This is a genomic window from Vibrio ponticus (genome assembly GCF_009938225.1).
In the GTDB taxonomy this organism is placed as follows: domain Bacteria; phylum Pseudomonadota; class Gammaproteobacteria; order Enterobacterales; family Vibrionaceae; genus Vibrio; species Vibrio ponticus.
In genome coordinates, this window is record NZ_AP019657.1 from 1,359,346 (window position 1) to 1,372,793 (window position 13,448).

The 13,448-nt window shown below is 45.2% G+C and carries 13 protein-coding genes; 9 read left to right on the forward strand and 4 right to left on the reverse strand.

What is annotated here, in order from left to right:
* The 4 genes from GZN30_RS05990 to GZN30_RS06005 are packed head-to-tail and all read right to left on the reverse strand — an operon-like array spanning window position 1 to window position 3,505.
* Complete coding sequence (locus GZN30_RS05990; protein ID WP_075647887.1) at window positions 1-774, reverse strand: DUF4123 domain-containing protein; 774 nt, start codon at window positions 772-774, stop codon at window positions 1-3.
* Window positions 771-2,831, reverse strand: coding sequence for a type VI secretion system Vgr family protein (locus GZN30_RS05995; RefSeq protein WP_161987034.1), 2,061 nt, complete (start codon window positions 2,829-2,831; stop codon window positions 771-773). Before GZN30_RS05995 ends, GZN30_RS05990 begins: the two co-directional genes overlap by 4 nt.
* Entirely contained in the window at window positions 2,824-2,961 is a 138-nt protein-coding gene (locus GZN30_RS06000; RefSeq protein ID WP_161987035.1) for a hypothetical protein, read from the reverse strand. Before GZN30_RS06000 ends, GZN30_RS05995 begins: the two co-directional genes overlap by 8 nt.
* 25 nt (window positions 2,962-2,986) lie before the next feature.
* Window positions 2,987-3,505 carry an Hcp family type VI secretion system effector gene (locus GZN30_RS06005; protein WP_075649535.1) on the reverse strand — a complete coding sequence of 173 codons (519 nt, stop codon included), beginning with the start codon at window positions 3,503-3,505 and terminating at the stop codon, window positions 2,987-2,989.
* Window positions 3,506-3,862: 357 nt separating this feature from the next.
* On the opposite strand from GZN30_RS06005, the gene GZN30_RS06010 reads away from it, so the two are divergent.
* The 9 genes from GZN30_RS06010 (at window position 3,863) to GZN30_RS06050 (ending at window position 13,444) form a co-directional block, all read left to right on the forward strand.
* A complete protein-coding gene (locus tag GZN30_RS06010; RefSeq protein ID WP_075649536.1) occupies window positions 3,863-4,183 on the forward strand; it encodes an STAS domain-containing protein in 321 nt (106 codons plus the stop codon).
* A 102-nt stretch (window positions 4,184-4,285) separates the two neighbouring features.
* The gene (locus GZN30_RS06015) at window positions 4,286-5,113 is read left to right on the forward strand and encodes an OmpA family protein (protein WP_075649574.1); all 828 of its coding nucleotides are present in this window, start codon (window positions 4,286-4,288) and stop codon (window positions 5,111-5,113) included.
* A gap of 13 nt (window positions 5,114-5,126) precedes the next feature.
* Window positions 5,127-7,196, forward strand: a complete 2,070-nt coding sequence (locus GZN30_RS06020; protein ID WP_075649537.1) for an SLBB domain-containing protein — start codon at window positions 5,127-5,129, stop codon at window positions 7,194-7,196.
* A complete protein-coding gene (locus tag GZN30_RS06025) occupies window positions 7,196-7,882 on the forward strand; it encodes a P-loop NTPase family protein (protein ID WP_075649538.1) in 687 nt (228 codons plus the stop codon). Before GZN30_RS06020 ends, GZN30_RS06025 begins: the two co-directional genes overlap by 1 nt.
* Window positions 7,883-7,985: 103 nt before the next feature.
* Window positions 7,986-8,342, forward strand: a complete 357-nt coding sequence (locus GZN30_RS06030) for an Hpt domain-containing protein (RefSeq protein ID WP_075649539.1) — start codon at window positions 7,986-7,988, stop codon at window positions 8,340-8,342.
* Window positions 8,343-8,380: 38 nt separating this feature from the next.
* On the forward strand, window positions 8,381-9,877 hold the full coding sequence (locus GZN30_RS06035; protein WP_075649540.1) for a sigma-54-dependent transcriptional regulator: 1,497 nt from the start codon (window positions 8,381-8,383) through the stop codon (window positions 9,875-9,877).
* Window positions 9,855-10,874, forward strand: a complete 1,020-nt coding sequence (locus GZN30_RS06040) for a glycosyltransferase family 4 protein (RefSeq protein ID WP_075649541.1) — start codon at window positions 9,855-9,857, stop codon at window positions 10,872-10,874. The genes GZN30_RS06035 and GZN30_RS06040 overlap by 23 nt, the downstream gene beginning before the upstream one ends.
* Before the next feature lie 181 nt (window positions 10,875-11,055).
* Entirely contained in the window at window positions 11,056-12,288 is a 1,233-nt protein-coding gene (locus GZN30_RS06045; protein ID WP_075649542.1) for a glycosyltransferase, read from the forward strand.
* Window positions 12,260-13,444 carry a glycosyltransferase family 4 protein gene (locus tag GZN30_RS06050; RefSeq protein ID WP_075649543.1) on the forward strand — a complete coding sequence of 395 codons (1,185 nt, stop codon included), beginning with the start codon at window positions 12,260-12,262 and terminating at the stop codon, window positions 13,442-13,444. Before GZN30_RS06045 ends, GZN30_RS06050 begins: the two co-directional genes overlap by 29 nt.
* The last annotated feature ends 4 nt before the right edge of the window (window positions 13,445-13,448 follow it).

The following is a 13,448-nucleotide window of genomic DNA, read 5'->3' on the forward strand; positions in this document are numbered from 1 at the left end:
CTACTGTTCCCCCAAGAAACGCTCGAATTGCTGTTGTTCCGTGCTTGATAATCTGAATTCTTTGTATATATCTTCACCATCAGACGGGTTATTTCGCGCGATGGATGCCAGCACTAACAAATCTCGGGTACTGTCCTTGAAGCTATTCTCATCTGCATAAATCAGTGCGTTTTTGATCGCTTCCGCTGGATTATCTAGTGCGTTCATCAAAATCGGGATTTTTGCCCATAGCCGTCTTTCAATATGCCACGCAAGCTGCTCTAGATTCATCGAATCATCGAGGTGTTCAGGCTTTATCATCCACCAAGGGTCAGGTGGGATTTCACATAGGTTCGGAGCCGGATTCACCATAGTCTTTACGGCGTTTTCCTCCTGATATGAAATACTACTCAAGTTTCCGAGAAATTTTTTGAGATCTTCCTGATTCATTCGCTTAAGCATGGGTGTAATGACTTTGGGGTCATAGTATCGAAATAGAACCATTTCACCTTCCAAACCAGCCATTAATAGACTGCGCAAATGTGCCAACACATCCGCACTATCGTAGTTCGATACTAGAAATAATCCCTTACTCAATTCCTCATCACTATAAGGACAGTCTGCGGAAATTGGCACAAACCATGGTGACAACTCCATCACATCAGAAAATGCGTCCCCGTCAAAAAGTGGGCGCGCGCCGTCTAGACAAAAACTCTTCGCCATGGTCGAATAATAGTCATTGGCACATACCAGCCAATATATAGGGTGCTGTTGCTGAGCTAACCAACTCTTCATTTTTCACCCTCATCTTTTAACGGGCAGGCTTTTACCGCCGGAACATGCGAAAGTTCTGCATTTGCTAAAACACTAGGTGCAATCTTGTAATAGTTGACTATAGGTGCTGGTGGCGACTCAACCCCCAAAGGCAAGGCTGCCATTTGTCCACCAAATCCGCTGCCACTGCCCGCGCTACCACCTGAATTAAGATTAATCACTGATCCAATGAAATGAACGCCACCGGCGTCAATACGGACAAAGTTACCGCCAACTTTTAAAGTGATTTCACTGCCTGCTTCAATCACCGTTTTCGCCCCACTTTTGATATGAACTTCATTGCCAGATTGAAGAGCGTAGAGCTTGCCTACTTTTTGGTGAGTACTGCCTTCTATCACCTCGGTCAGATCTTTGGCGACTTTTGCGCGGCTTTCGCCAGTCACTACTAGGTGCTGGTTGTTATCTATTTGAGTAAAGCGATCGTTTTCAACAATTAAGTGTTTGTCTCGCTTAATGTGGGTACTGTGGTCATTAAGAATATCGGCCGCAAAGTCCTTTTGCGCGTGCAGGTAGACTTTCTCTGTGTTGACTTGGTCTTCAAAGCTCAGTTCGTTAAATCCTTCGCCTTGGTGGGTATCACTGCGCAGCACCGTTTTCGTTTTGTGCTCTGGCAAAGCATAAGGTGGCGTATTGGTGGCGTGGTATGTACGCCCTGTGATAATAGGTTGGTCTGGGTCGCCATTTAGAAATGATACAATCACTTCATGCCCAATACGCGGCACCGCCATAAAGCCATATTGCGCGCCAGCCCAACCTTGTGACACGCGTACCCAACAAGAGCTTTGCTCATTACCGGCGGAGTAGCGATCCCAAGGAAAATGTAATTTAACTCGCCCATGCTCGTCACAATAAATTTCTTCACCTTCAGGACCTACAACAATCGCTATCATTGGACCATCCACTTGTGGTTTCGGTTGTGGCTCTGCCCGCCATGGTTTATCGGCGGGGATCACTTTGAATTGATTGCTGTAGGTGGTTGCGCCGCTGCCGCCCTCTTCTTCCAGCGCTTGTGGCTGCGTACCTTGGTGGCTCACTTCTACTACTAACCAGTCTCGGTTCGCTGTGAGCTCTAAGTTCTCAATCAAATCAAACTTCACCCCTGCGTGTAGAGCTGGATGATTACTCTTACCGTGTGCGGTATGGGATTCGCGCCTTAAATACTCTAATCGATATTGGCTAAAGGCTTTACCGCTACCGTCGTCTTTATAACGCCCGGGAAAGTCGTAATGTTCGTATTGGCTGTGTTGAAAGCTTAAATCACTACTCGTTTTCGTTTGGGCAAAGCCATAACTGGGCTTTTTAAAGCTGTAATCTTTTAGCTCTAAATGACTAGGCTCGGTTTGATGGGCAATCGCAAAGTGTGAGATATATGGCTCATTCATCACACCACTTGCCATGCTGTTGTGTGTCACAGGCTGGGCGTATTTAGCAATCAAATCGCTATCATCGACAAAAATTACCGAGTGTTTCGTGTCAGTTTGCTCAATGTAATAACTGATCCCTTCTTCTGCCGCGAGTCTCTGTACAAACTCTAAATCAGTCTCACGGTATTGCACGCAAAACTCGCGCGAAGCCGGCGTTCCGGTAAGGGCAAAGCTGAAGTCTTCGATCCACATCTCTTGCAATAAAATAGAGATGATCTCCGGTACGGTTTTGAGTTGGAAGATGCGGCTATTCTGGCGTAAGGAGAGGCGCTCAAGGGCGGGCACTAACACTAGGGAATACAAGGTGTGGTGATGACCAATCTCGCCCTGAGCAAACTGGCGCACAATACCATGAACATACTGCACGGGTTCGCCATCGATACTCATCATCAGGTGGGCGGGTTTATCCACTACGTCCTGCGCCGCAATACTAGACTGCCGACTCGCAAGCTCGATTTTATAGCGAAAACCAAAATAGGGTTCGCCACCCTCCCATGATGATTGTGATAAACACTCTTTACCTTGGTAACCCGAAACCACAAAGGTCTCTTCGGGTAATCCTTCCACAGTCAGAGTAAACGTTAGCTTAGCCATCCATTGCGCCTTCTTTGCCGTCATATACCCAAGTAACCTCATGATGCGAGGTAGTCTCTTTTAAAGTCACTTGGGTATACATGCAGAAACCAGCGCCAGAGTTTCCTCTGCCACTGGTTACACTGAACATCAAATCGTGATTATTCAGACGAGGATTACGCCTCGATAGGACGACGCCAGTCATCCGAACCTGATGTACCTGCGTTTACGTGATCCCACGTAATCTTACGGTAAGCAAGTGATACCACGAGGTTTTGCGTGAAGTCCGCCTTTGCTGGGTCTTGACAGTGTGGCATTTCACACTGAATGTCGACGATAGACGCATTTTCTAGGCGGGTGGTAAAGAAGTTCTCTTGTTTACCTTCGAGTGACGTGCGGTACCATTTAAGCTCAACGTTGCTTAGCTTCTCACCCGATGCCAGTGCGTTGTAAAGTAGTGGTACAGCTTTGTTGAGAGAAACCGTGAATTTGAACGGCTTATGCACGCGTTGACCAGAAGGTTGACCCGACTGTGGATCAGTAGGCACTGTCACTACGTGATCAAATTGCTGTACTAGCATCTCATCTTCGTGACCTTCAACGTAGCTATCACCAATCGAGTCAGCAGTACATGCGCCTGCAGTAATAAGTCCCTGAGTTTGACCTTCTAGTGAGATATAACATGGAGTTGGCATGGCTTTATCCTTAAATTTAAATGTGAATAACTCAATGCCAATTAATCAAAAGATATGCCAAACATGGCACATATAATATTCAATCACTTATATTGATAGTATTCATTTCCTGGGCAAGATCTTGCTCAAATCGGGCAAGATCTTGCTCGGCTGAGCAACTTTTTGCTCAGACATTCCCCCTTGACTAAATCCCTATTTTTGCGCTCATTTTCTTATTTTGTAATTTGATTCTCAAAATGAGAATGACTCATAAATCACTTTCTCCAGCACATCACTAACACTTAAGCCACTGAATTTAAGCAATTTAAATATTGGCACGTTCTATGTATTACTTTCCCAAAACCAAGGAGAAGAATCATGGAACTACACAAAATAGAAATGAATGGTGAAACACTGACCTTAATCATTAATGGTGATCTTGATGCAGCAGGAAGCAGAAGCGCACAGCCTCAAATCGACGATGTGATTGCAAATCAAAGCCATAATGATGTCAAAGTTGACTTTAGAAACGTGCAATTTCTTGATCCATCCGGTGTTGGTGCACTAGTTTATTTATATAAGAGACTAGTTGAAAAGCAACGGACTTTACGAATCGAGCATGTAAGTGGGCAACCGCTTGAAATTATCAACCTGCTTCGTATTGACCAAGCGATTCCAGTGAACTCTCATGATTATTAATAATAAAAGGCAGTCAGTATGGTTAGTGACCCGAGATTACAGGGATGTAGACAAACGCTAACTCAAAAACTCAACATTATCCAAGCACCACAAATTGGCTCGATGTCGTTTTTGAGCGCGATGATACTGGTCTTAATCCTTCAAGGCTGTACCAGTTACCCACCAGCAGGTAACGGCGGTCTAGCCGAACAACATATCGATAACGGCTTTACTCCAGTAATGCCTGACGAGCCTCTTGGGCCAGAGCATGGACTAAGATTCGATTGGCAATTAACAAAACTCCATCTTGATTCGTTGATCCGCGAAGGTGCGCGATGGTGTTTTCCTGCCGCGGTTGTCCAAGCATTAGAGAAGCAGAATCGCATTGCGAGAGAACTCGATGGCGGTTTATTGCTTGATGCAGCGAACGATCTGGTGATTCAACGCAAGCGCCTTGGTGAGCTCGAACGCCAGCTTGACTACGTCACGTCACAAGCCAATTGCGTACCGCCACTTAACGAGAACACTTTCCGCGAGCAAATGGCATTAATCGATCAGTTGTTCGACCTGCTCAACATCGACAACCAATTTGCCTTCAATTCTACTGAAGTGAATCCTAAGTACATGGGACACTTGGCAAGAGCAGCCAATATCTTGCGTGACAACCCCACGCTCAACTTATCGATCACCGGACATGCCGATGCCAAGGGTGACCAACAATATAATCAGAAATTGGCAATGGGACGCGCCAACCAAGTTAAACGCTATCTGATCATTTTTGGCTTAGAACCTAATCGAATGACCACCAAATCCCTGGGTGACTCACTGCCACTTTATGAAGGCAGTAGTGATGGTGTGAGATTGACCAACCGACGTGTGAGCATCGAAGTTATCTCGACGCAAGAACTGTCTGGAGGCAATTTGCAAGGAGGCTATCGTGCACATAATTAGGCTACTGTTGATAATGGCTCTGTTTCTAACAACAAACGCCATTGCAAATCAAGAAACCACCCGAGTTCAAATTGGCGATTTGGTGCAAATCAATCTTCCCGGTGAAGAAACTCTAAACCGCGGTTTTCAAGTTGATAAACGCGGTCGCATTGAGTTGCCGGAAGTTGGGGCGGTCTATGTTGCAGGCTATACAGAGCAGCAATTGGCTGAAGCGGTACTAAGCTCACTAAAAGATGTGTTTCGTGACTTATCCTCTGCCAGTGTCTATATTGCTGAGCAACAACTGCTTATATCCGTGCAAGGGTATGTAAAATCTCCGGGCGAATACACCCTATCTAAGAGCGCAAATATTCAAGGTGCGCTCCATGCTGCGGGCGGTCTGCGCGCCGGCGCCCAGTTAAACAATATGATGGTTAAGCGTGGCAGTGAAAAAATACCGTTTAACTACAAAGCGTTCCTTGATAGTGGTGACGAATCTCTGTTACCCGAATTGCGTTCACTAGATAGCATTTTTGTTCCTGCCTCCCCTCTGGTTGGTAACATTGAACAACAATTCGATGCCGCTAAACAAGCTAACGCCGGCGACAGTGCGGACCAACGTACGGCGATCAAAGTGTTTGGCGAAGTAAACTCCCCCGGATCTTTTTCTTACAAACCGGATGCCAACCTTGTTGATATTTTAATGCGAGCAGGCGGTGTTACACGCTTTGCCTCAGTCGAACAAATCCGAGTAATCAGTAATAACAACCCTGAACTTTTTAATTTAAAACGCTATTTAGATTCCGGTGACGAAAACTTACTGCCGAGTTTGGCAGAAGGCACCACAATCTTCGTTCCTAAACAAGAGGAAGAGATTAGAGCGGGTGCGAACGTGGTCTACATCATGGGTGAAGTGGCTAGCCCCGGGGCTTATGAAGGCAGCCAAGATGCGTCGTTTATGGACATTCTCGCTAACGCGGGCGGTCCAACTCGTTACGCAGAATCACGCCAAATACGTTTAATTAGAGCCAATGGTCAAGTGGTTAAATTTGACTTAACCGCTTACACCGAAGGCTTAACAGGGCAAAAACCACCGAGAATTGGACCGGGTGATGCGATCTTCGTACCGGAGAAAACCGACTTTAACGAGAAGTCATGGCTTAAAATCTCTCCTGACCGCGCGGTGAAAGTGATTGGTGAAGTTGTCCGCCCTGGTCGTGTCGAATGGTCTGATGAAATGGATTTGATGGATTTATTGGCGCACGTTGGCGGTCCTACTTTGCGTGCAGATACAACAAAAATTGAGGTGGTGACAGGACGCGGCAAATTGCACAAATTCAATCTAGATGAATTTATCCTAAATGGTGCACCAAGTAGCGACTTACCTGTTATCACCGCAGGCTCAATCATTAGAATTCACGATCTTCCTCAAGATCCTTCCGACAACAAGTCACAGTGGGTAAGACAAAGCTCCGATGCCTCCATCTATGTATTTGGACAAGTCAACGCCCCCGGTCGCTATCGTTTTACTGATGACATGCACTTTCTCGACATTCTGTCAGCTGCCGACGGTCCTACTAAAGAAGCCGACATCCATAATATTCGCGTCACTCACCGTGATAAAGACTATGCGCATGTAAGTAAACTTAATCTCTCACTCTACTTTGAAACGGGTGATGAATCTTTATTACCCAAAGTGACCATGGGCGATACCATCTATATCCCAGAAAAAGACAAAATTTGGTTGGATAGAAGCAAAGAATCAACGGTACGAATTTTAGGTGCCATTAACAAACCGGGGCGCTATGTTTTCAATGACAACATGACCATATTAGACATCATGGCGGAAGCTGGCGGACCCAGCGACAACGCTTACGTTGAGAAGATCACGGTGGTCAATATGTCCTGCTGCCAAGGACAAGCGCGCACCTTTAATTTGTCGGAATTTAGCAAGACAGCCAATATATACCAACTCCCGGTGCTACGTGCCGGAGACACTATCTATATCCCCGATAGACGCGATAGCTTTATGGAAAAAGCTCGTGTAGGGTTAGAAGATATTCTCCGCTTAACCACAACAATCGTGTTAATAGGAGCATTATAATGATTCCTGCAACACTTAATGAGATTGAACAAATCTTTCTCGAGGCAGAAACTAAACAAACCCGCTCACTGTGCGTGACCGCTTGTCAGTATGGTGACGGCGTAACAACTGTCGCCGCCTCCTTAGCAGAGAGGTTCCTACTCGCAGGCTACTCAACGTTGTTGGTTGACTTAAATCTGTTCAAACCGGGCTTTGAGAGCTTTCCTTACTTGGGTTCAGATTCATCATTCCAATGGCTTCAACCGACAAATAGTAAACAAGTCTTTACTGGCATTACTTTGCCCAATCACCCAAGTGTGCTCAATAATTTTCGAAACCCCCAGTATCTAAATCGTCAAGTAGAACAATGGCTAGAAGAATTTGACAAAATTGTCATCGATACATCGCCGATTTTGCAAAACAACATGGGCAACATCCCAGCACAAAGCGTTGCGGCTGCCTGCGACCACACTCTGCTTGTTGTACTTGGTGGTAGTACCTCAGAAGCGAACTTAGCCAATGCTCAACAACTACTCGAACGCAGTAACGCCGACTTAATTGGTTATGTGCTTAATAACATGAACCAATGCTCTCTTGGCGAGGAGATGGTCAGAGAGTTAAATCGTCTGCGCTTTATACCTAAGAATTGGCGCGATAAATGGAGTCAGAAGATACTCAATAACGAGTGGCTGTCACATATCGCATAATCAAAGCAAAAAATTCGATTAATAAACACAACTAACTGAAAAAATTGATCTATTCTAGTGATTAAGAACAAGGAAAGATCAGGCGTTTGCCAAGGAGGCAATAATGGAACAAGAACTCGTCGATGAAACCATTATTCAGCAAATGATCGAAGACACTGACAGTGAAGTGATGCCAATGCTGATTGACCACTACATTGAAGAAACGCAACACCGTGCTCAGATACTTGACCAAGCATTCTCCAGACGCGATATCGAAGTGATCAAGTTTGAAAGCCATACTTTAGGCAGCACTTCGCTGGCGCTGGGTAATCGGGAATTGGCAACCCTAGCCCGTAAAATTGAGGCGTTGTGTGAAAGCCAGAAAACAGAATCCGCCTTTGCACTTCACAACGAACTGCTCGATCTTGTTCATCGTTCAATCCAAGCCTTAAACGTACGTAAAGAACTCGGATTTTCCTAACGAATAACAATAAACAACGTCATACAAGGATGTATCTAATGAAACCGAAAGTGCTCCTGATAGAAGATTCAACTTCCTTGGCTATTCTGTATAAACAGTATGTTAAGGATGAGCCGTATGATCTTTTTCATGTTGAGACAGGTAAAGAGGCGAAAGCATTTATAGAGCGTAATCTGCCCGAGTTAGTAATATTAGACCTGAAGCTTCCTGATATGGATGGCGAGGAGATTCTTGATTGGATCGTAGATAACCAACTTAATACCTCAGTGATCGTCGCGACAGCACATGGCTCGGTTAACACCGCAGTGCAGCTGCTGCAAAAAGGTGCGAAAGACTTTCTCGAAAAACCGATCAAATCTGATCGCTTAAAAACCTCAATTCAACTCCACTTACAGCGCACCAAGCTGGAAAACTTAGTCGAAAACATCGAATCTAAGTTTGACCGCCAACGTTTCCAAGGTTTTATTGGCGGCAGTATCGTCATGCAGGGGCTTTATAAAATTATTGATGCGGTTGCCCCTACTTCCGCTAGCGTATTTATCATCGGTGAAAGTGGTACTGGTAAAGAGGTCTGTGCTAATGCTATTCACCAGGAAAGCCGTCGTCATGACAAGCCCTTCGTTGCGATCAACTGTGGCGCGATTCCTAAAGATCTAATGGAAAGTGAAATCTTCGGGCATGTCAAAGGTGCCTTTACCGGCGCAACCACTGACCGTAAAGGGGCTGCCAGCCAAGCTGATGGTGGAACGTTGTTTCTCGATGAGCTATGTGAAATGGATTTAGAGATGCAGAAAAAACTGCTGCGTTTTCTGCAAACTGGCACCTTTACCCCACTTGGCGCATCAAAAGAGCAAAAAGTGGATGTACGTATTATCTGTGCGACTAACCGCGACCCTTTACTTGAAGTCGAAGAAGGACGCTTTAGAGAAGATCTTTACTACCGAGTTCATGTTGTTCCCGTCGATATGCCACCACTGCGTGATCGTGGTAACGACATTGTCACCTTAGCAAAGCACTTTCTACTGGAGTATGCCAAAGAGGATGGCAAGCAGTTCCGTACGATCGGTAAGGATGCCGAATCATTGCTTAAACGCTATAAGTGGCCTGGCAATGTCCGCCAATTACAAAACATCATTCGCAACATTGTTGTGCTCAACGATGATACCAAGCTCAAAGCAGAGCATTTGCCGGCGCAATTTACTCAAACTAAAACGCCTCATAAGCGTTCTGTTCCAACGGCAACAATACCAAGCCCGCCAAAATCTGAGCACGTTAACCATGTAGCCCTAGATGAGCAACATATTAGTGCAGAGCACGCTCAAGTTGCGGACGCAGCGAATGAAACCGTAGCGTCTCCCAAAGAGGTCGTCATTCGCCCTATGTGGCAAATAGAACGTGAAGCAATCCAACAAGCGATTGAATATTGCGATGGCAATGTGATTAACGCAGCAGTACTTCTCGAACTCAGCCCCTCGACGGTCTACCGCAAGAAACAAGCTTGGGAAGCGGAAGATGAGCAATCCTACGTCGAATGAGATTTGGCTTTTGATTGACAGTCGGCAGTATGGCGGCATAGAAACCTATGTCGTCCAACTGGCTCAAGGGCTTATAGAGCATCAACAACCGGTGAAGGTGCTGTTAATTACCGAATACGTTCCACGCTCACCACTATGTGAAAAACTCGAAAACTTATCTATCCCCTACCAATATCTTGGTGGTTCAACATTTGATGCGTTGACAAAGCTTAATAAAAAAATTCGCCAATCTCCGCCGCTTGCACTCCACACTAATGGTTATAAAGCCAACTTAATCGCTAAACTCACCAAACTCTATACTGGCGTTAAACTCGTTTCTACCTATCATGCTGGTGAGACTCCGAAAGGAAAAATGTGGCTTTATGATTGGCTAGATCGATGGTCAGCGTGGATCGCAAACCATTCGATTGTGGTCAGTAAAGCTATCGGCGCTAAGCTTCCATCTAACTCTCACTACATCGAAAATTTTATCGACACCAACAGGCTCGATATAGCTTATGGTGAACAGATTGCGTTTGTCGGACGACTAAGCCCAGAAAAAGCGCCTGAACGCTTTATTACCCTTGCGACACAATTCCCCAACCGCAACTTTCACTTCTACGGTACGGGTGAACTATCACAGCAACTGCAAGCTAACGCCCCCAAAAACATCCAATTTCATGGGCATCAATCCAATATGGATACAGTTTGGTCCAATATATCGGTATTGATTATCTGTTCCCATTACGAGGGGCTACCAATGGTTGCACTTGAAGCGATGGCAAGAGGCATCGTGGTCATCGCAACCAATGTGGGTGAGCTTCCACAACTTATTCGTCACCGACAAAACGGCTATTTAGCACGAAATGAGTCGGATCTTGCGCCGCTCCTCACTGATTGGGTATCAAGCCCAATAGTCGAGCAGCAGATCACCCGTCAACATGCGATAAGCACCATTCAACAAAATTATTCTCAACAAGCCATCATTCCAAAAATACTAAAGCTCTACTTTAATTGAATGTGCACCCAAGCAACACGCCGCAACTTAGGTATAGATTTGATTCTCATATTGAGAAAGCTCAGCAATCAACTTGGTTATTATCATTTATTTCAATATTTTCAGTGAGATAAGAACTTTCCTTTATTGGCACTGGCTTTGCAACCTAGTCCATATAATTAAACGATTGGAAGGCTAGACTATGAATTCGATAAAAAAGATTTTATTCGTACACTACGGAGAGGATTGGATTAGAGGCAGTGAACGCTGCTTGCTCGATTTGATTACCCATTTGGATAAGGAGCGTTTTGAAGCCGTTGTCTGGACCAACAACACCATGCTGATTCCTCATCTTGAAGAGGCGCAAGTTGAATATCGTATCGACAACTTTCCGTTGCTCGCAGGTTGGCAAAAACCAAAAGCCGATATCAGTAGTTGGGTCAAACTTGTAGGTAAAGGGAAAAACCTCATCCAGCAGCTTGGTATTGATTTGATTCACGTTAACAGCGCTGCCCCCTGCCAATGGATGTCTTTAGCGGCTCGAATGTGTTCCTGCCCGATGGTGACACACCTGCACAGTGACTACATTAGCCGCGACAGAGTCACATTAGGTATTCATCTCTCTCCATTCGTGATAACAGCAAGTAACGCTGTCGCGCAAAACCTGATTCACGATGGCTACCCACAAGACAATCTTACCATCGTCCATAATGGCATCGATATAGCAGCATTAGACGCCCAACCAGAGGTCGATGTTAAACAACAATTAAAGATCGACAGTAACGCTACCCTCTATGCGACAGTGGGCTCTCTTATTCATCGCAAAGGTGTAGATAGAATTTTAATGGCGCTACGCCATTTAACTCTGGAATATCCAAACAGTCATCTTGTGGTTATAGGTGACGGAGAAGAAAGAGAAAATCTCGAGCAGATGTGTCATAAGCTGCACCTCGATAATCATGTGCACTTTCTTGGTGAGAAAACCAATGTGGTAGGCTGGCTTAAAGGCTGCGATGCGTTTGTCAGTGCCGCAAGAGAAGAGGCATTTGGTCTAGTCATCACTGAAGCGGCAGTTGCCAATATTCCAATTGTTGCGCCATTTGAAGGCGGTATTCCTGAGATTGTGCATCACGGTGAGACCGCACTGCTCTATGCAAATCACGGTAGTGGTCCTTTGTTAAATATGATGCGCTGCGTCCAGAATCATCGCGATGACTGTCAATCCATTGCACAAAACGCTCATGCTCATATCCAGTCTGTATTCACCGTTGAGCGTTATGTTAACCAAATCGAAGATCTTTATCGTCAAATATTGCAGCAAGAAAATGTGGTTTTCCCTTCACTACAAAGCGGTCTTAAACCCTTAAAAACGGCTATTGCGAACCGTAAGAACAAAGGAGGAGACAATGAAGCGTCAACACAACATCATCTTTGATCCTATTCCTTTTAAAGGCGGATCGAAAATTGCCACCAGCGAAGCTTTAAGCCTTTGTTCAAATGAAACCGCTCGTTTCACGGTAATTACCGTTAACCCTGATTACTGGCAACAAAGCGAATTAGCCAAACAACATCAAATCGATATCGCTACTATCTATGCCATTCCATGGTTATGCGAGCAAGTTCAAGGGGTTTTCTTCTGGCTCAACCAACTCTATTTCAGCATCATACTGATGTTGCAATTGCTGGGGCGAGTACGTGCAGACAAATTTATCGCAGCATCTGGACCAGGTGTGGATATGCCGTTGTATCTGATTAATCAACTACTAAAGCGCAATTTAGTGCAAATCATACACGGTAATGTAGCGTGCTCTCGCTCAATTGGATGGTGTTTAACTCAGGCTAATGTCGTCTTCTACTTGCCCTCAACCTACTCCAGTTTACAAACGGCGCTGCACCGATACCTAAGTAAAAAGCTAACTCAAGCAGACAGTGTTACTCGTGCCAATCAAATTTTACAAAGCGAACACTTTCAATCGTTCGTCAATGGTATCGCTAGTCATAAATGGCCCAGCCAAAGTCAAATCGGTACGCCAAAATGCCTTTGGGCAGCGTCACTATTAAGATGGAAAGGTTTGGAACGGTTTGTCACTGCGATTCGTCTAGCACAGCGTCATCGAAAAATAACCAGTATCATTTGCTATATCAGACCCAAACAGATTCAACTCGGAATCTCGCAAGCTCCCATCGCATTACCCAACACCTCTTGGTATCAAGATCCCGATAACTTTGACCGATTAAGAAGTGAATGCAGCATTTTTGTTTCAACCAGCGAGAATGAGCCGTTCGGCTTGTCTATCTTAGAAGCACTCGCTGCCGGCATGTGTGTGGTAATCCCTCGCGATGGTAGTTATTGGGACCAAAAGCTTGAAGATGATGTGAACTGTTTAAAATATACGACCGGAGATGAAGCAGATCTTGCTCAAGTACTATTGCGGTTAGATAGAGAACCACCAACTCTGCAATCCATTCAACACCATGCGAGTGAAGTCGCTGAACGCTATCACGCGAGCGAGCGATATCGCGCCATTGTTGAATGTGTTTCTGCTTCTTGTGATTCAATGACTTTGCCTGCTCAAGACAGTGCTAAGTAGTCGT